General features: G+C 72.7%; 19 protein-coding genes. 10 read left to right on the top strand and 9 right to left on the bottom strand.

The features are described 5' to 3' along the window. Positions 1–97: 97 nt before the first annotated feature. Positions 98–592 carry a transcriptional regulator gene (locus tag ACGFNU_RS12590; protein ID WP_030145002.1) on the top strand — a complete coding sequence of 165 codons (495 nt, stop codon included), beginning with the start codon at positions 98–100 and terminating at the stop codon, positions 590–592. A gap of 124 nt (positions 593–716) precedes the next feature. On the opposite strand, the gene ACGFNU_RS12585 is transcribed toward ACGFNU_RS12590, so the two are convergent. The 4 genes from ACGFNU_RS12585 to ACGFNU_RS12570 form a co-directional block, all read right to left on the bottom strand. After that, positions 717–2,153, bottom strand: a complete 1,437-nt coding sequence (locus ACGFNU_RS12585) for an amidase (RefSeq protein WP_392592879.1) — start codon at positions 2,151–2,153, stop codon at positions 717–719. A gap of 21 nt (positions 2,154–2,174) precedes the next feature. Next, positions 2,175–3,587, bottom strand: a complete 1,413-nt coding sequence (locus tag ACGFNU_RS12580; protein WP_392592877.1) for an MFS transporter — start codon at positions 3,585–3,587, stop codon at positions 2,175–2,177. A 626-nt stretch (positions 3,588–4,213) separates the two neighbouring features. Next, complete coding sequence (locus ACGFNU_RS12575) at positions 4,214–4,711, bottom strand: SAV_6107 family HEPN domain-containing protein (protein WP_392592876.1); 498 nt, start codon at positions 4,709–4,711, stop codon at positions 4,214–4,216. A gap of 264 nt (positions 4,712–4,975) precedes the next feature. Then, the gene (locus ACGFNU_RS12570) at positions 4,976–5,743 is read right to left on the bottom strand and encodes a peptidoglycan-binding protein (protein ID WP_392592875.1); all 768 of its coding nucleotides are present in this window, start codon (positions 5,741–5,743) and stop codon (positions 4,976–4,978) included. 77 nt (positions 5,744–5,820) lie between these two features. Between ACGFNU_RS12570 and ACGFNU_RS12565 the strand changes: the two genes are divergently transcribed. From ACGFNU_RS12565 to ACGFNU_RS12545, 5 genes are read left to right on the top strand one after another with little or no spacing between them, the layout of a single operon-like run. Further along, positions 5,821–6,288 (top strand): YbaK/EbsC family protein, encoded by a 468-nt coding sequence (locus ACGFNU_RS12565; protein ID WP_392592874.1) that lies wholly within the window; start codon positions 5,821–5,823, stop codon positions 6,286–6,288. A 4-nt stretch (positions 6,289–6,292) separates the two neighbouring features. Beyond that, entirely contained in the window at positions 6,293–6,649 is a 357-nt protein-coding gene (locus ACGFNU_RS12560) for an arsenate reductase family protein (protein ID WP_392592872.1), read from the top strand. Between the two features lie 44 nt (positions 6,650–6,693). After that, entirely contained in the window at positions 6,694–7,530 is an 837-nt protein-coding gene (locus ACGFNU_RS12555; protein WP_392592871.1) for a hypothetical protein, read from the top strand. 21 nt (positions 7,531–7,551) lie between these two features. Next, a complete protein-coding gene (locus ACGFNU_RS12550; protein ID WP_392592869.1) occupies positions 7,552–7,884 on the top strand; it encodes a hypothetical protein in 333 nt (110 codons plus the stop codon). 59 nt (positions 7,885–7,943) lie between these two features. Continuing rightward, positions 7,944–8,543: a GNAT family N-acetyltransferase gene (locus ACGFNU_RS12545; RefSeq protein WP_392592868.1), complete on the top strand. Its 600-nt coding sequence runs from the start codon at positions 7,944–7,946 to the stop codon at positions 8,541–8,543. Here the strand turns inward: ACGFNU_RS12545 and metF are convergent. Beyond that, a complete protein-coding gene (gene metF / locus ACGFNU_RS12540; protein WP_392592866.1) occupies positions 8,480–9,415 on the bottom strand; it encodes a methylenetetrahydrofolate reductase [NAD(P)H] in 936 nt (311 codons plus the stop codon). The two genes, ACGFNU_RS12545 and metF, sit on opposite strands and share 64 nt — an antisense overlap. Positions 9,416–9,485: 70 nt before the next feature. Here metF and ACGFNU_RS12535 point away from each other — a divergent pair, with 70 nt between their 5' ends. From ACGFNU_RS12535 to ACGFNU_RS12520, 4 genes are all read left to right on the top strand, one after another. Beyond that, positions 9,486–10,538 carry a polyprenyl synthetase family protein gene (locus ACGFNU_RS12535; RefSeq protein ID WP_392592864.1) on the top strand — a complete coding sequence of 351 codons (1,053 nt, stop codon included), beginning with the start codon at positions 9,486–9,488 and terminating at the stop codon, positions 10,536–10,538. A gap of 75 nt (positions 10,539–10,613) precedes the next feature. Beyond that, positions 10,614–11,141 carry a carboxymuconolactone decarboxylase family protein gene (locus ACGFNU_RS12530; RefSeq protein WP_392592862.1) on the top strand — a complete coding sequence of 176 codons (528 nt, stop codon included), beginning with the start codon at positions 10,614–10,616 and terminating at the stop codon, positions 11,139–11,141. Further along, entirely contained in the window at positions 11,141–13,306 is a 2,166-nt protein-coding gene (locus ACGFNU_RS12525) for a beta-glucosidase (RefSeq protein ID WP_392592860.1), read from the top strand. Before ACGFNU_RS12530 ends, ACGFNU_RS12525 begins: the two co-directional genes overlap by 1 nt. Positions 13,307–13,399: 93 nt before the next feature. Further along, positions 13,400–14,353 (top strand): serine/threonine-protein kinase, encoded by a 954-nt coding sequence (locus tag ACGFNU_RS12520; protein ID WP_392592858.1) that lies wholly within the window; start codon positions 13,400–13,402, stop codon positions 14,351–14,353. 36 nt (positions 14,354–14,389) lie between these two features. Here ACGFNU_RS12520 and ACGFNU_RS12515 read toward each other — a convergent pair whose 3' ends face one another. The 4 genes from ACGFNU_RS12515 to ACGFNU_RS12500 all read right to left on the bottom strand — a co-directional run bounded on the left by ACGFNU_RS12515 (position 14,390) and on the right by ACGFNU_RS12500 (position 17,035). Then, on the bottom strand, positions 14,390–14,554 hold the full coding sequence (locus ACGFNU_RS12515; protein WP_392592856.1) for a hypothetical protein: 165 nt from the start codon (positions 14,552–14,554) through the stop codon (positions 14,390–14,392). Positions 14,555–14,624: 70 nt separating this feature from the next. Next, a complete protein-coding gene (gene thiE, locus ACGFNU_RS12510) occupies positions 14,625–15,299 on the bottom strand; it encodes a thiamine phosphate synthase (RefSeq protein WP_392592854.1) in 675 nt (224 codons plus the stop codon). 127 nt (positions 15,300–15,426) lie between these two features. Next, entirely contained in the window at positions 15,427–15,801 is a 375-nt protein-coding gene (locus ACGFNU_RS12505; protein WP_392592852.1) for an Rv2175c family DNA-binding protein, read from the bottom strand. Between the two features lie 46 nt (positions 15,802–15,847). Then, entirely contained in the window at positions 15,848–17,035 is a 1,188-nt protein-coding gene (locus ACGFNU_RS12500) for an NAD(P)/FAD-dependent oxidoreductase (RefSeq protein WP_392592850.1), read from the bottom strand. Positions 17,036–17,161: the final 126 nt, after the last annotated feature.

Genomic DNA, 17,161 nt, shown 5'->3' with positions numbered 1-17,161 from the left:
CCTGGAGATGGAGCCCAAGGGCGAAAAGGCCCGCCGGATCCTGATCTTTTCCAGGGCCCCGACAACGACGACGAAAGTGAGCCTGGGGGGCCGCAACATGCCGTCTGAATACGCTAAGGCTCTCGGCGCGCGACTGCGCGCCATCCGTACCCAGCAGGGGCTTTCCCTGCATGGGGTGGAAGAGAAGTCACGTGGCCGCTGGAAGGCCGTCGTCGTGGGTTCGTACGAGCGGGGCGACCGCGCCGTCACCGTTCAGAAGCTGGCCGAGCTCGCCGATTTCTATGGCGTGCCGGTATCCGAGTTGCTGCCCGGCGGAGCCGCGCCGAGCCCGCTCGGGCCAACACCGAAGCTCGTGATCGATCTCGAGCGTCTGCAGCAGCTTCCGAAGGATAAGGCCGGTCCACTCGCCCGTTACGCCGCGACGATTCAGAGCCAGCGGGGCGACTACAACGGAAAGGTCCTGTCCATCCGGCAGGAGGACCTGCGATCGCTCGCAGTGATCTATGACAAGTCCCCGACCGAGTTGACCGAAGAGCTCATCACCTGGGGCGTTCTCGACCCGGAGGCGCGGCGCGCCGTCGAGTCGTTCTGACGCTCGCCGGGCGGGACGCCCCCGCGTTCCGCCCGCACCCGGCCCGGTGGTCACCGGGCCATGCTTCGGTGTCCGGGGCGCGACCGTGCGGTCGCGCCCCGGATTCTTTTCGGTCCGGTGCCCGTCAGTGGCCGCAGCCGTCGTGCCCGTCGGGAGTGCGCCCGGTCAGCGCCGCGCTCTCCGCGATCAGGGCGGGGTCCGCCGCGACGCCGTAGCCGGGCGCGTACCGCTGCCAGGGCAGGGCCGCCTCCAGCTGGGCGGCCAGGCCGAGCAGCAGCGCCTCCTTGCCGGGAGCGGCGACCAGTTGCACCGACAGCGGCAGGCCTGAGTCGCCCACGCCCATCGGCACGCTCGCGGCAGGGAATCCCGCCAGGTTCCAGGCGCCCGTCATTGGCGCGTACGTCATGGCGGAGCCCACGCTGTGCAGCCAGGAGCCCGATCGCCCCTGGCGGGCCTTAGGCGCCCGCTGAGCGAGCGTAGGCATCACCAGCACGTCGCGTCGTTCGAACAGCGGGGCCACGGCCTCCTTGAACCGCTCACGGTCGCCGGCGTGCGGCGCCCGCACCTTGGAGATGAGCCGCCCGGCCCGGAAGTGGCGCCGCGTGCGCTTCTCGAGCCGCGAGACGGCCAGGTCGGACGCCACGTCCGCCTCCGGAAGCGCCAGCCACCGGGAGAGCACCGCCGGCCCCGCCCAGAGCGGATACGCCGGATCGTCGCGGACGACGTGGTGACCGAGCCCGACGAACGCCTTGCCCGCCGTCCGCACGGCCGCCTTCAGATCCGGCCGGATCCGGACACCGGGCGCGGGCGGCTTGATCGACAGCGCCACCCGCACACCGGACGGCTCGTGCACTTCGGCGAGCTCGGGCGTTCCCGCCATCACCGCCAGCATCACGGCGGCGTCGCCGACCGTGGTGGCCAGCGGGCCGTTCTCGGACATCGCGTCCCAGGCGTCGGTGCCGATCTCGGCGGGAACCACGCCCAGGCCCGGCTTGATGCCGAAAAGCCCGCAGTTGGCCGCCGGGATCCTGATCGACCCGGCGCCGTCGTTCCCGTGCGCGAGCGGCACCATGCCGGCCGCGACCGCCGCGGCCGAGCCGCCCGACGACCCGCCCGCCGTCCGGCTCGGATCCCACGGATTGCGCGCCGTCCCGAACGCGTTGTCGGTGAACGGATAGATGCCCAGCTCGGGCAGGTTGGTCAGCCCGACCACGACCGCGCCCGCGGCCCGCAGCCGCGCCACCACCGGATGGTCGGCCTGCTGCGGGGTGTCCGGCGTCGCCGCCGACCCGCTGCGCATCGGCTCGCCCGCGACCGGCACGTTGTCCTTGATCGCCACCGGCACCCCGGCCAGCGGCAGCTCGCCCCGGTCGCTCCGCGCGTCCACCGCCGCGGCCTCCGCCAGGGCCCGCTCCCGGCGCACCCGGACGAACGCGCCCAGCTCGCCGTCCAGCGCGGCGATGGTGTCCAGATGTTCGCGGACGACCTCGGCCGCCGTGACCTCGCCCGCCCGTACCGCCGCCGCGATCTCCGTCGCGGTCCGCCCTGCCCACTCGCTCATGGGGACAGAGTCTGCCATTCGTCACCGGTGAACCGGCTCGGCGATGTCGACCCGCCCGCCCCACCGCTCCCCCGGCGTCCGGCGCGGAGCGATCAGCGCGACGACGACCACCCCCGCCATCAGCGCCCCGCTGACCGCGAACCCCACCGTGAAGCCCCGCTCGGCCGGGAATCCCCCAGCGGTCACCGACGCCGCCACGATCACGGCGCTGGCCTGGGTGCCCAGCGACGCCCCCACGGTGCGGATCAGGGTGTTGATCCCGGTGGCGACCCCGGTCTCGCTCAGCGGAACCGCGGCGACCACGAGATTGGCCACCGCCGCGTAGGCGAAGCCCAGGCCGATCCCCCGCACCGTCCCGCCCAGATACATCTGCCACATGGCCTCGTGCTCGAACGCCAGGAACCCGTATCCCAGACCGGTCATCACGGCCCCCACCATCAACACGGCCCGCGAGCCGACCCGCCGGTCCAGCAGACCCGCCGTCATCCCCGCCACGGTCATCCCGACACTCGCTGGGATCTGCAGCAAGGCGGCCTGCGTGGCGGTCCCGCCGAACCCGAACCCCGACCGCTCCGGAAGCTGGACCAGCAACGGGAAAAGGACACCCCCGGCCATCAGCGCGTACCCCGAGAGCAACGACGCCGCATTGGCCGTCCACACCCCCCGCCGCCGCATCAACCGCAGATCAATGAGCGGCTCATCCACCCGCCGCTCCACCACCAGCCAGCAAACAGCCAGCACAACGGCGAGCCCCAGCAACCCGATCACCCCGGGTGAGGCCCAACCCCAGTCCATCCCCTGCGTCAGCGCGGTCAAAGCAGCCACCAGCCACCCCGCGAACAGCACCGCGCCCCACCAGTCGACGCCCGCGCCCGCCTGCGGCGCCGCCGATGGAACGATCCACCACGCGGCCACCAGCCCAGGCACGAGCCCCAGCACGGGCACCCACAACAACCACCGCCAGCCCAGATGATCGATAATCGGCCCCGCGATGCACCACGACACCGCACCCCCAAGACCCAGCATCGAGGACATCAGCCCGACCGCCGCCGCCGTCCGCTCAGGCGGAAAGACCTCCCGGACGATGGTGTAGGCCAGCGGAAAAACGCCACCCCCCACCCCGCTCAGCACCCGCCCGACGAGCATGATCTGCAACGACCCCGCGGCCGCCGCGATCACCATCCCCACCGTCGCGATCGCCACGACGACCAGCAGCACCCGTCGCGGCCCGTACAGATCCCCCAGCCGCCCGATCACCGGCGTCGCCACCGCGGCCGACAACGTCATCGCCGTCAGCGCCCACGCCGCCCCCGCCGCCGTCGTGTGCAACCCCTCCTGCAACAGCGGCAGAGCGGGCGTCACCACCGCCATCGAGAGCGAGTAGGCCATCACCCCGAGAAACGCGAGCAACGGCACCAGCCCCCGACCGCCCACGCTCCCGCCCCTTCACAAGACCGCCCCAACCCTCTCATGCAACCTAGAATCCCGCTCTAGTGCTACCCGCACTCCCAGTGCTGGCGGCGGTCTGGCTTCGCGCGTCACCGCGCGGAAGGCCACTGAGGCGGAGACGGGCCAGGAAGCGCCCGCCGAGCCGCTGGCGACGTTCGCCAAGTCAAAGGACGCGAACGCGCGCAGCCTCGACGCACGACGGTGATGCCGTGGAGAGCCGCCAAGTGGTGCTGAACCGTTTCGGGCCGGTGAACCGCGCCGATGGGGCCGCCTCGGGGGTTACGGCCGCCATCGGCGCGGTCGTGGGAGCTGGAACCGCCCCTCGACGGAGGATGTTGACCAGGCGGTTCCAGCGACTCGGGCGCCGGGACCGCCGCCCGCCGGTGAGGAATGGCGGACGGCGGCCCCGGCCTTCCGGCGCGGCCGCGCAGGGGGGAGGGCGGCCGAACCCCTCGACCGGGACTCTGGAGCCGAACCCCGGAAGAGGCGGGGGCGTGGGGGCTTGCCCCCACACCGGGGGTTCCAGGGGGTCGCCCCCCTGGGCAGACATTGAGCGTCCGAGACCGGGGAAGATGCCGAAGGCATCAACCACACCTATCCCCGAGAGACGGTCAGCTCGCTTCTGGGATCGGCAACGTCGGTTGGCTGGGGATGCCGAGGGACTCCTCGACCAGGGACACGAAGATCTCGGCGTCGTGGAGGAGTTCTTCGGCCTCGCGCGGGGTGACCGCTCTGGGGAGGCCCGCCTCGGCGGCGGCGCGCTTGTCGGCGCCGGCGGCGAAGAAGGCGGCCCATTCACGGAGTGCCGGGTCGGCCTCGGGGAGGAGGACCCAGACGCTGCGCGGGCGGCCGCGGCGGTGGGTCTCCAGGGGTTCCTTGGACGCGAGGACGGCCGCGGCGGCGCGCAGGGCCGCCAGGTGGGCGCAGACGTAGCGGACGGCGGCCGAGGTCGCCTCGGCCGCTTCGGCCAGGCCCATGCGGGCGGCCTGGAGCTGCCCGACGGCGGTGTGCGCCGGCCTGGGTGCAGGAAGCGGTCGGGGGCGAGGGCCCGGTGGCGGGCTGAACTGGGCGGACGAGTGAACGCTGTGCGCGGTCATCGTTGCGGACATGTTCTGTCTCCTTCCGGCTCGGGCCGGCCGGGCGGAGAGCTTCCCCTCACTCCGCCCGACCGTCCGTCCCGTGGACAACCTCCACGGGGACGTCGCCCTGGCGCGGGCCGCGAGTCCCGCACCACGTCGAACATAAGTTCGACGCACTCACAGTAAATCGCCCTGACGGCGATTCGTCAATGCGTTCGAACGCGTGTCGCTGACCAGCGCGATCACGCTGTTCAGCGGCACAGAACCAGTAGAACAGGGGGGTCGGACAATTCCTCAGCGCGGCCGGCGGACGTGCACGGGGACGCCGGTTCCCACCAGCTCCGGGAAGTCCTCGGCGACGTGCATGGGCATCCGCACGCAGCCGTGCGAGGCCGGGTACCGGGGGACGTCGAGGGCGCCGTGGAAGGCGATGCCGCCGTTGAAGTAGATCGGGTTGTAGAGCTGCCCGAGCGGCGAGATCTCCCAGCCGGAGGCGCGCCGGCCGGTCTCGAAGTCGCCGGTGCCGGTGGTGGCGTACCGGCAGCGCGCGACGGTGGCGCCGCGGTCCTTCGCGCAGTAGTACTCGCCCGAGCCGGACGAGATGTGCGTGATGAGGGCGGGCTTGCCGTCCTTGTAGACGACCAGGTACTGGCGGCGCAGGTCGACGTCCACGCGGTCGGCCTCGCGTCCCTTGGCCATGGGCCGTGGGGGCTTGGGGGCGTCCAGTGCCGCCCAGACGCTTTTGCCCACGGTGTTGCTGACCTTGAGGCGGTTGACCTTCTGGAACGCCCACACGGCCATCTGGGTGCCGATCCCGTACTTCCCGTCCACCTTGCCCGGGTCGTAGTTGAGCTGCTTCAGACGCTGCTGCAGCTCGCGCACGGCGGCTCCCTTGGCGCCCGGCTTCAGTTTGGGGTGCTGGGGAGGGGCAGGCGAGGGTGGCGGCACGGACTTGGCAGGGGCGGATGACGGCGTGGAGGCGCCCGTGGTCGATCCGTCGGCGGAACAACCGGCCAGCGCCACCGCCCCGGCGATGACGATCACGCTCGTACGCACGTTCATAGGTCTCCCTCATGCCCCATGCCTCCCCTTGGACGCATGGTCGGGCGGTGAGGTTCGCACGCCCTAAAGTGCTGGCCATGCATCCCAACGCCGAACGTGTGACCTCGGCCCTGCGCGCGACCGGGGCGGCGGGCGAGGTCATCGAGCTCCCCGAGTCCGCCCCCACCGCCCAGGCCGCCGCCGACCAGCTGGGCTGCGAGATCGGGGCCATCGCCAACAGCCTGATCTTCAACGCCGACGGGGCGCCGCTGCTGGTGCTGACGAGCGGCGCGCACCGGGTCGACACCACCAGGATCGCCGCGCTGGTCGGGGCCGAGAAGGTCAAGCGCGCGACCCCCGAGTTCGTCCGGGCGGCGACCGGGCAGCCGATCGGCGGCGTGGCCCCGGTCGGTCATCCCGCGCCGGTCCGTACCCTCGTGGACGTCTGGCTGAAGAAGTACGACCAGGTCTGGGCGGCGGGCGGGCACCCGCACACCGTCTTCCCGACCTCGTTCGACGAACTGCTGCGCATCACCGGGGGCGACCCCGCCGAAGTGGGAGAATGAGCACGTGAGCACCGAGATCTGGCACAACCCGCGCTGCTCGAAGAGCCGCACGGCCAAGGCCGCGCTGGACGAGGCGGGCGTCGAGTACGTCGAGCGCCGCTATCTGGACGAGCCGCCGACGGCGCGGGAGTTCGCGGACGTCCTCGACCGGATCGGCGCGGAGCCGTGGGAGGTGGCGCGGCTGTCCGAGCCCGTCGCCAAGGAGCTGGGCCTGAAGGACCTCGAGCACGACCGGGCGCGGTGGATCGAGATCATGGTGGCCAACCCGGTGCTCATCCAGCGGCCGATCGTCGTCTCCGATACGGACGCCGTGGTCGCCCGCGACCCGCAGTCGGTCCGCAAGGCCCTCGACAGCGCGTGATGTCGGTGTGATTCTGGGGAACCGAACGCCGGTTGGGAGGGGCGATGACCGCTGAGATGCGGACCGGCCCGGGAGCGCGCCACGCGGACTTCCGGGGGATCGATCCCGCCGCGCTCAATCAGCTCGTCCGGCAGGTCAAGGACGCCGACAACGCGATCAAGAGCTGGCTGAACGGGCACCGGCCGCCGCCCGGGGTGTCCTCGGCCGGGTACCGCCAGGCCGACCAGGTGGCGCAGTGGGCCGCCGACCAGCTGGGGATGCTGACCCGCCGCTACAACTACGCGATCACGCATCCGGACCAGGGCGGCGGTGTCGACACGCCCCCCGCGCCGCCGTCGCCCGGCACGGGGACGCCCGATCCCGGCAAGCCCCGGAACGGGAGCACGCCCGCGCCGCCGGCCCCGCCGCCGCTCCGTCCGCACCACAAGAAGACCGTTCCGCGGGGTGCGGGCGACCTCGGCGGCTTTCCCGACCGGCAGGCGGCCCTCAAGGCGGCCAAGACCGACGCGCTCGCGGTGGCCGGCGCCCTCCAGGACCGCCGGCCGATCCCCGGCTCGGTGTGGAAGCACCTCAAGGCCAACGCCGACGACCCCGACTACACCGAGAAGCTGTACGAGCGGCTCGGCCCGGCCGGGGTCGCCGGTCTGGTCGAGGCGGCGAACGGCGACAAGGCGAAGCTCAAGGCGATCCAGGAGGCGCTGGGCATGGCCAGCCACCACCTGGCGATGGACGTCAAGTGGCTGCGGGCGCTGCTGGCCGAGGCCGATCGCACCGGGACCCGGCCGCTGGTCGTCCAGCTCCTCACCGGCGCCGACGTGACGCAGAAGACCCGTGACGCCATGGCCAAGCTCGGCCTGCACCCCCGCCCGCAGTCGGCATAGCTTCGGCATAGTGAGGTCCTGATGGCCGCTCCGCCGCCCCCCGGCAGCCTCCCCCCGCCCCTGGACGAGGCGGCGGCGGTGAGCCTGCCGCCCACCGAGCAGCCCAACCCCGCCTACCGGCAGCTCTACCAGTCGTACGTCGACGCCTACGGCAGCATCGGCCAGCTCCGCAAGGCCCTCGACCCCGCGCTCAAGACGCTGCGCGGCACCGACGCGTGGCTCGGCCCGGAGGCCCGCGAGTGGGGCGGCCAGCTCGACGCCCGGCGCGGCCACCTCCAGAAGGCCGCCGACCGCATCCTCTGGGACATCTACGACCGCCTGTCCGCCACCCAGCGCGTCATCACCCGCATCTGAACGCCCGCCGGAACGGGCGTCAAGCGAAGCTCGCCGGTGGAGGTCTACTCTTCTGATCCGTGAGGGAGCCGAAGCTGCGTGAGATCGACGAGCGGGTCTTCCTGCGCCGTCTGAACCCGATCCTGGACGTCTACGCCGCGGCGATGCGGCCGCCGTCCGAGCAGTTGCCGGGCCGTCACACGATCATGGAACGGCACGCCTCGTACCCGGGGTTCCGGGCGTTCGTGGCCGAACGGCGTGGATCGTTCCTCGCCCCCGTCGAGGTCGCGGGCTTCGCGTACGGCTTCCACGGCGCGCGGGGGCAGTGGTGGCACGACGTGGTCCACCAGGCCCTCACCGACCTCGGCGGCCCCGACCACGCGTCGGAGTGGCTCGACGACCCGTTCGAGGTGGCCGAGCTGCACGTCCATCCGGAGCATCAGGGGCAGGGCCTCGGCCGCGCGCTGCTGACCTCGCTCTGCGAGGGGCGCCGCGAGCGGACGGTGGTGCTGTCGACGCTGGATCTGAAGCCCGACTCGCCCGCGCGGCACCTGTACCGGTCGGTGGGCATGGTCGATCTGCTCACCGACTTCGAGTTCCCCGGCGGGGGGCCGCGCTACGCGGTGATGGGGGCGGCGTTCCCGTTGTCGCCGTACGCGGCGGCGTCGAGCAGCCCGTAGACCTCGCGGGTCGCCGTCGACTTGTTGAACGTGATGAAGTGGATGCCGGGGGCGTCCTGCTCCAGCAGCTCGCGGCAGAGCTCGGCGGCGTGCTCGATGCCCAGCCGCCGCACGGCCTCGGGGTCGTCGGCGACGGCCTCGAAGCGGGCGCGCACCTCCGGCGGGAACGGCGCGCCGGACAGCTGCTCGGACCGCTCGATCGTGCTCAGCTGCGTCACCGGCATGATGCCGGGCAGGATCGGCACGTCACAGCCCTGCGCCGTGACGCGGTCGCGCAGCCGGAAGTAGTCGTCGGCGCGGAAGAACATCTGCGTGATCGCGTAGTCGGCGCCCGCCCGGCACTTCTCCACGAAGTAGCGGGTGTCGCTCTCGACATCGCGCGATCGCGGATGTTTATAGGGGAACGCCGCGACGCCCACGCAGAAGTCGCCGTACGACCGGATCATCTTGACCAGCTCGGCCGCGTACTCGACGCCCTCGGGGTGCTTGACCCACTCGCCCATGGGGTCGCCCGGCGGGTCGCCGCGCAGGGCCAGGATGTTGCGCACGCCCACGGCGGCGAACCGGCCGACGAGGTTGCGCAGCTCGGCCTGGGAGTGGTTGACCGCGGTGAAGTGCGCCACCGGGGTCAGGGTGGTCTCGGTGGCGATCCGCTCGACGATGTCGACGGTCGTGTCGCGGGTGCCGCCGCCCGCCCCGTACGTCACCGAGACGAACGTCGGGTTGAGCGACTCCAGCTCGCGGATCGCACGCCAGAGGCTCCGGACGCCCTTGTCGGTCTTGGGGGGGAAGAACTCGAAGGAGAAGGATCGGCCGCCCTGCGCGAGCAGTTCGCGGATGGTCGGCGTCCGGTCCGGGCGTGCGTGAGGCATCCCCCCAGAATAGTGGAGGCCCGGCGGCCCCCCGCGTCTCCGAGCCCGCCAGATCGATACGATCGCGGACATGTCCACCCGGCTCCTCCGCAAAGAGGTCGACGAGGCCCTGCTGGCCTTCGTCGACCGGCAGCGCCCCGGCCTGCTGGCCATCAGCGACGAGCTGGGCCCGATGTTGTCGGCGCTGGACGCGCTGCTGGCGGGCGGCAAGCGGCTGCGCCCGGCCTTCTGCTACTGGGGCTGGCGCGGCGCCGGCGGTGACGCGTCGCCCGGCATCGTGACCGCCGCCGCGTCCCTGGAGCTGCTGCAGGCCAGCGCGCTGATCCACGACGACGTCATGGACTCCAGCGACACCCGCCGGGGGCAGCCGTCCACGCACCGCCGGTTCGAGGCCATGCACCGCGAGCGGGGCTGGCCGGGTGCGGCCGTCCCGTTCGGCACGGGCGCCGCGATCCTGCTGGGTGATCTCTGTCTCGCGTGGTCCGGCGAGATGTACGAGGCCAGCGCGCTGGACGCCGGCCGGCTGAGCCGGGGCCGCGCCTTCCATGACCTGATGCGCACCGAGGTCATGGCCGGCCAGTACCTCGACATGCTGGAGGGCACCCGCGACACCGGCACGGTCGAGACCGCGCTGCGGGTGGTGGAGTACAAGAGCGCCAAGTACACGATCGAGCGGCCGCTGCATCTGGGCGCGGCGCTCGCCGGGGCGTCCCCGGAGGTCATCGAGGCGCTGAGCGCGTACGGGCGCCCGCTGGGCATCGCGTTCCAGCTCCGCGACGACGTGCTCGGGGTGTTCGGCGACCCGGCCGAGACCGGCAAGCCGGCCGGTGACGATCTTCGCGAGGGCAAGCGGACGGTCCTGGTCGCCCTCACCCTCGACCGGGCGGACGACGCGACGGCCGCGGTCGTCCGGCGGCTGCTCGGCGATCCGGCGCTGGACGGCACCGGGGTGGCCGAGCTGCGCACGATCATCGAGGAGACGGGCGGGCTGGCGGCCTGCGAGGCGATGATCGACCGGTACGCGGCGGAGGCGGGGGCCGCCCTGGACGCCGCTCCGCTGACCGGCGAGGCCCGGGAGGCGCTGGGCGAGCTCACGATCGCCGCCACCGCCCGCCGCGGCTGAGCGAAATGACACGATCTGGCCACATCGGCCAGTCGGGGTAGCACTGTTCCACCGTTTGGTGGCAGAAATGTCGCCATGGCCGACGACACGCCCCGGATCGCCCCGCTCCCCCAGGACGAATGGAACGACCTGCTGAAGGCCGTGGTCGACACGACCGGCCCGCTCAACATCTTCACCACCCTGGGCCGTCACCCCGCCCTGTTCGAGTCGTGGATCGGCTTCGGGTCGATGTTGCTCATGAAGGGCACGCTGAGCGGGCGCGACCGTGAGCTCGCCATCCTGCGCACGGCCCACCACCGATCCTGCGCGTACGAGTGGCACCACCACCATCGGATAGGCCTGGAGGCGGGCCTCACCGAGGTGGAGATCGCCGCGCTGCGGCTCGGCCTCGACGACCACGCCTGGAGCGCGGACGACCGCATGATCGTGGCCGCCGCCGACGAGCTCCACGCTCGCGGCACCGTGACCGACGAGACCTGGGCCGAGCTGGCGGGCCGGTTCGACGAGCGCGAGCTGATCGAGCTCGTGATCCTCATCGGTCACTACCACCTGGTGGCGTTCGCGCTGAACGCGCTGCGCGTCCAGCCGGAGGAGGACCACTGATGGGCCGCACCGGCCCCGCCAAGGGATTGGTCGCGGCGGCGGGTGCGCTGGCCTCCGTTCTCGCGCTGGTCGCCGCGCCCTCCCCGGCGGAGGCGGCCGGGCGGTGCGGGAACCCGGCGCAGCGGCCGTGGTGCAAGACCTCGCTCAGCCCGGACCGGCGGGCGGGCCTGCTGCTGGCGAAGCTGACGCTGGACGAGAAGATCGCGCTGATGGCGGCGGACGACCCGATGGGCGGGCCGCTCGGCGGGTTCAGCGAGAACGCGCACGCCGACACCAATGCCGGGATCTCCCGTCTGGGCGTCCCGCCGCTCTACATGGCCGACGGGCCCGCCGGAGTGCGCCAGGGCAAGGCCACACAGCTGCCCGCGCCGATCTCCGTCGCCGCCGGGTTCGACCCCTCCGTGGCCAGGCGGTACGGCGGCGTGATCGGCTGGGAGGCCCGGCACCGCGGCAACGACGTGATCTTCGGTCCGGCCGTCGACGTGTCGCGGACGCCCTGGAACGGGCGCACCTTCGAGGCCTTCGGCGAGGACCCGTACCTCTCCGCGGCGACCGGCGCGTCCTGGATCCGCGGCGCGCAGGAGCAGGGCGTGGCCGCCTCGGTCAAGCACCTGGCCGTCTACACCCAGGAGACCGACCGCCACAGCCTCGGCATGAAGATGGCGCGGCGCACGCTCCGCGAGATCTACCTGCCGCCGTTCGAGGCGGCCGTGAAGGACGCCAGATCCGGCAGCGTGATGTGCGGTTTCGGGCAGCTGAACGGGCGGCAGTCCTGCGAGGACGGGTCGGTCCTCAACAAGATCCTGCGCACCGAGTGGGGCTTCAAGGGCTTCGTGTCGTCCGACCACACCGCCCTGCGCGACGCGGTGACCGGCGCCAACGGCGGGCTCGACATGGAGCTGCCGGTCGGGCTGAGGTTCAACGCCTGGAGTCTCAAGAAGGCGATCGACCAGAAGAAGGTCCCGCGGGCCAAGATCGACGGTGCCGCCCGCAACATCCTCCGCACGATGTTCGCCTTCGGCGTCTTCGACCGCCCCGCGTACGCCAACGACCTCACGAAGATCGACCGGACCGCGAGCGAGACCGCCGCGCGGCAGCTCGCCGAGGCCGGGATCACCCTGCTCAAGAACACCGGTGGCGCGCTGCCCCTGAAGGCGCCCGCGTCGATCGCGCTGATCGGCAAGAACGCCGACGAGAACCCGAGCGGCTTCGGCTCGGCTCAGGTGCAGCCGTTCTCCACCGTCACCCCGCGCCAGGGCATCGCCCGCCGCGCCGGGACGGGCACCAAGGTCACCTATGACGACGGCGGTGACCGGAGCCGTGCCGCCGCGGCCGCCGGGCAGGCCGAGGTCGCGATCGTCTTCGCCGCCGACGGGCAGGGCGAGTTCTTCGACAAGTCGTGCCTGACGCTGACCTGCAGCGGCGTCCTCGCGCGCGACCACGACGCGCTGATCGCCGAGGTGGCCAGGGCCAATCCCAACACCATCGTGGTCCTGGAGACCGGCGGGCCCGTGACGGCCCCGTGGGCCGACCAGGTCAAGGGCATCGTCGAGGCCTGGTACCCCGGCCAGCAGGGCGGCGACGCGATCGCCCGCGTGCTGTACGGGGACGTCGATCCCGGCGGCCGCCTCCCGGTGAGCTTCCCCGTCCGCGAGAGCGACGCACCGACGGCCGGCGATCCGGCGCAATTCCCAGGTGTGAACAGGACCGTGACGTTCTCCGAGGGCGTCTTCGTCGGGTACCGGCACTACGACGCCAAGGGGATCGCGCCGCGCTTCCCGTTCGGTCACGGCCTCTCCTACACCCGCTTCCGTTACAGCGGCCTCTCCGTGAGCCCTGCCGCCGTCCAGGTCACCGTGACGAACACCGGCTCACGCCCCGGCATCGCCGTACCGCAGCTCTACCTCGGTCTGCCGTCCCCAGGCGTGGACGTCCCGCAACCGCCACGGCAGCTGAAGGGTTACCGCAAGGTCTCGCTCGCCCCTGGCGCGAGCACTCGCGTCACGTTCCCTCTGACGCCGCGTTCCCTCGCCTACTGGAACGAGTCGTCAAGCAGCTGGAAGGTCGCCCCGGGCTGCTACAAGGTGATGGTCGGCGAGTCCTCCCGGGACATCGCCCTGAACGGCTCGTTCGGCCAGGGCGGAGCCGCCTGCCGGGGCGCCTGACCAGGAAGATCCGAGATACCCGCCCGGCTGTCGGCCGCGCGCGGTACAAATGAGGCAATCCATAACTCGTCCCCGCCGAGCCGGAGCCCCCCAGTGCCGCATGATTCCCTCCAAGGGAGGACGCTTCCGCGTCCGTCCCGCCACGACCGGCCGCTGGGGCCGGACGATCCGCGTCGCGTCGGCGACTACGAGCTGCTCGGCCGCCTCGGTGAGGGCGGCCAGGGCGTGGTCTATCTCGGCCGCGCCGATGACGGCGAGCTCGTGACCGTCAAGCTGCTGCGCGGTGGCGCCGCCGCCGGGCAGCGGGCGCGCAGCCGGTTCGGCAAGGAGGTCGACGCCGCCCTCCAGGTGGCCAACCGGCACACGGCCCGGGTGCTGGACGCCGACGTGACCGGCGACCGCCCCTACATCGTCAGCGAGTACGTCGAGGGCCCGTCGCTCCAGCACGTCGTCGACGAGGACGGCCCGCTGCCGGAGCCGCAGCTGCACCGGCTGGCGCTGCGCACCGCGGGCGCGCTGGCCGCGATCCACCGGGCGGGCGTCGTGCACCGCGACTTCAAGCCCGGCAACGTGCTGCTCGGCCCGGACGGGGCCAAGGTCATCGACTTCGGCATCGCCCGGATCCCGGACGCGACGCCGATCACCACCGGCCCGGTCGGCACCCCCGCCTACATGGCGCCCGAGCAGATCGAGGACGAGCCCGTCGGGCCGCCCGCCGACGTCTTCTCCTGGGGCGCCACGATGGTGTTCGCCGCCACGGGGCGGCCGCCCTTCGGCACCGGCGCGAGCGCGGCCGTGATGCGCCGGGTCACCACGCGGCGGCCCGATCTCGGCGAGCTGGACGGCCCGATGCGCGACCTGGTCGCCCGGTGCCTCGACAAGAACCCGGCCGCCCGCCCGAAGGCCGGGCAGATCGTCCGGGCGCTGCGCGGCGACGAGACGCCGCAGCCCAAGCCGAAGCCCAAGCGCATCCCCGCCTACCGCTGGCGCATGATGGTCGCCCTCGCGGCCGTGATGGCGGCGGGCTTCCTCATCGGGCTGCTGTAGAGGCGGCTCCGCGGCCGCTCCAGGGCCGCCGCCCGGTCACCAGTGCGGCGGGCGCTCCTCCAGCAGGCGGTCGTCGTCGCTGCCGCCGCCGCGCCACTCGCCCCAGCCGGTGTCGGTGTCGTCCGACGTCTGGTCCGGCAGGATCTCCAGGTCGTCGTCGGCCAGGTCGACCGGCCGATCGTCGTCGGGTCCCAAACTCATGCCCCCATTCTGGGGCATGCCGCGACCTGCTCCGGGCCGGCCCCCGGCGTCGGCCGGGTGAACGGATCATTCAGTCCGCGGGCGGGAGCCGCCGCGCGAACTCGGCCGCCGCGGCGCCGGGGTCGGCGGCCTCGGTGAGCGCCCGGACGACCACGACGCGGCGCGCGCCGGTGGCGAGCACCTGGTCGAGGTTGCCGAGGTCGATCCCGCCGATCGCGAACCAGGCCCGCCCCTCCCGCTGCGCCGCCACGTACTCCAGCAGCTTGGGCCCCGGCGCCTCGCGGCCGGGCTTGGTCGGGGTCGGCCAGACCGGGCCCGCGCAGAAGTAGTCGACGCCGGGCTCCGCGGCGGCGGCAGCGGCCTGCTCGTCGGAGTGGGTGGACCGGCCGATCAGGAGGTCCTCGCCCGCGATGGCGCGCGCCGCCGGGACGGGCAGGTCGTCCTGGCCCAGGTGCAGCACGTCGGCGTGCACGGTCTGCGCGATGTCGGCGCGGTCGTTGACGGCCAGCAGGGCGCCGTGCCGGTCGCAGGCGGCCCGGAAGACCCGCAGGTGCTCGATCTCCTGCCGTGCCTCCAGGCCCTTCTGGCGGAGCTGGACGATGTCCACCCCGTTCGCCAGGACGGCGTCGAGGAACTCCGGCAGGTCTCCCTGGCGCTCGCGGGCGTCGGTGCAGAGATAGAGGCGCGCGCGGCTGAGCCGGGCTCGCAGGGTGACCGCGCGATCGGAGAGCAGGTGCCTGGACACGGTGCGGGCCGGTTCCTTCCTCGGACGTGGACGCGGGGCCACACGGACGTCCCCCGCGTGACCCCGCAATCCTGTCACGTCGGACTTTCTTCTCGATTTTCGGTGTTGTCGGGCGGCGGAACCGTCGTCAGAACGCGAGCGCCTGCGCGCGCCTGCGCACCTCGGTCCCCCGGTTCTCGCTGAGCGCCTGGACCGGCGTGCCCGGCAGCGTGTCGTCCGCGGTGAACAGCCACCGCAGCGTCTCGACGTCGTCGAAGCCGGCGTCGGAGAGCAGCGTCAGCGTGCCGGACAGGCCCTTGATGACCTGGCCGTCCTTGATGAAGGCCGCGGGCACCGCGGGGCTCCCCTCCCGCCGCACGGCCAGGAGCCTGCGTTCGCTGAGGAGCTGCTTGGTGCGGTTGACCTTGATGCCGAGGCGCTCGGTCGCCTCGTTCAGGGTGAGCCACTCCCCCACCAGGGCATCGGTCCGCGAGTCGAGAGCATTGTCGACGGTTGCGTGCATCTGCGTCACGCCACCTGCCTACCACGCGCACGGATGGGTCAAACCCTCAGGTTTTCACCGCCTGGCGAACGGGCACGTCCGGATCGGCCATGGCCCGGGGGTCGACCGGCGTGCCGGCGGCGATGACGCGCCTGGCCTGCACCAGGTCACGCGGTCTGTCCACGGTGAGGATCGCGTCCAGGCGGTCGCCGGTGAGCCAGCACACCGCCCACTTGTCCGCGGCCGGATCGCCCCGGAACACCATGCTCTCGGCCGCCGCGTGGTAGCCCGCGTACTGCACCATCTTCCCGAACTGCTCGGACCAGAAGTACGGCGCGGCGTCGTAGGCGGCCTCCTGGCCGAGCAGGGTCGCGGCGGCCACCTCCGGCGCGTTGAGGGCCGTGTCCCAGTGCTCGACGAGCAGCCTGCGGCCGTACCGTTCCGACCACCAGGCGGCGCAGTCGCCGACCGCGACGATCTCGGGGCGGCTCGTGCGCAGCGACGCGTCCGTCACGACGCCGCGCTCGATCTCCAGCCCGGAGCCCGCCAGCCAGCCCACCTCGGGCCGGACGCCGACGCCCACGACGATCTCGTCGGCCGGCACCTGGTCGCCGTCGGCCAGCAGGAGGCGGCCGTGCTCGATGGCCGCGACCTTGACGCCGGTGCGCAGGTCGATCCCGGCCTCGGCGTACCAGCGCGCGGTCAGGCCGCCGACCTCGGGGCCGAGCGCGTTCGCCAGCGGCGCGTCCGCGGCCTCGACCACCGTGACCGCACAGCCCTTCTTGGCGGCGGTGGTCGCGACCTCGGCGCCGATCCAGCCGGCGCCGACGATGACGACGCGGGCGCCCTCGACCAGCCCGGCGCGCAGGCGGCGGGCGTCGTCGATGGTGCGCAGCACGTGCTGTGGCCCGTCGCCGGGGAGCGTGATCGGGGTCGCGCCGGTGGCGATGACGAGCCCGTCGAACGGCAGGTCGCCCGCCGTGGTCGCGACCGTCCCGCCGCTCCCGGCGTCCAGGCGCAGCGCCGTGGCCCGCTCGCCGAGCAACAGCCGGCAGCGCAGCGCGTCCCAGGCGGCGTCGACCGTGGTGTCGTCGGTGTCGCCGGCGAGGACCGCCTTCGACAGCGGTGGCCGGTCGTACGGCCGGTGCCGTTCGGCCGAGACGAGGGTCAGCTCGCCCTCGTACCCCTTGCTCCGCAGGGCCTCCACGGCCCGAACGCCCGCCAGCCCGCCGCCCGCGACGACCACTCTGTCCATGAGCGCACACCCTAGCCGGGGCCCCTCAAGGACAAATGGACGGGTGTCCAGACATATGCATAGATGCAGGAAGACGTAGGCTGCAAGGGCAGCCGAGCGCAGCTCGTCCGTTGGCAGGGTGGCTGG

Origin of the sequence: Spirillospora sp. NPDC048911 (assembly GCF_043198015.1) — a bacterium.
Classification (GTDB): domain Bacteria; phylum Actinomycetota; class Actinomycetes; order Streptosporangiales; family Streptosporangiaceae; genus Spirillospora.
The sequence above is the reverse complement of the archived record's forward strand: the minus strand, read 5'-3'. Positions and strand labels throughout refer to the sequence as shown.

Coding starts and splice junctions, on each gene's coding strand:
- ACGFNU_RS12575 (WP_392592876.1), bottom strand. CDS start 4,711: ATGTCCGCAACGATGACCGCGCACAGCGTTCACTCGTCCGCCCAGTTC.
- ACGFNU_RS12570 (WP_392592875.1), bottom strand. CDS start 5,743: ATGAACGTGCGTACGAGCGTGATCGTCATCGCCGGGGCGGTGGCGCTG.
- ACGFNU_RS12585 (WP_392592879.1), bottom strand. CDS start 2,153: ATGAGCGAGTGGGCAGGGCGGACCGCGACGGAGATCGCGGCGGCGGTA.
- ACGFNU_RS12515 (WP_392592856.1), bottom strand. CDS start 14,554: ATGAGTTTGGGACCCGACGACGATCGGCCGGTCGACCTGGCCGACGAC.
- ACGFNU_RS12550 (WP_392592869.1), top strand. CDS start 7,552: ATGGCCGCTCCGCCGCCCCCCGGCAGCCTCCCCCCGCCCCTGGACGAG.
- ACGFNU_RS12590 (WP_030145002.1), top strand. CDS start 98: ATGCCGTCTGAATACGCTAAGGCTCTCGGCGCGCGACTGCGCGCCATC.
- ACGFNU_RS12565 (WP_392592874.1), top strand. CDS start 5,821: ATGCATCCCAACGCCGAACGTGTGACCTCGGCCCTGCGCGCGACCGGG.
- ACGFNU_RS12555 (WP_392592871.1), top strand. CDS start 6,694: ATGACCGCTGAGATGCGGACCGGCCCGGGAGCGCGCCACGCGGACTTC.
- ACGFNU_RS12530 (WP_392592862.1), top strand. CDS start 10,614: ATGGCCGACGACACGCCCCGGATCGCCCCGCTCCCCCAGGACGAATGG.
- ACGFNU_RS12535 (WP_392592864.1), top strand. CDS start 9,486: ATGTCCACCCGGCTCCTCCGCAAAGAGGTCGACGAGGCCCTGCTGGCC.
- ACGFNU_RS12505 (WP_392592852.1), bottom strand. CDS start 15,801: ATGCACGCAACCGTCGACAATGCTCTCGACTCGCGGACCGATGCCCTG.
- ACGFNU_RS12500 (WP_392592850.1), bottom strand. CDS start 17,035: ATGGACAGAGTGGTCGTCGCGGGCGGCGGGCTGGCGGGCGTTCGGGCC.
- metF (WP_392592866.1), bottom strand. CDS start 9,415: ATGCCTCACGCACGCCCGGACCGGACGCCGACCATCCGCGAACTGCTC.
- ACGFNU_RS12525 (WP_392592860.1), top strand. CDS start 11,141: ATGGGCCGCACCGGCCCCGCCAAGGGATTGGTCGCGGCGGCGGGTGCG.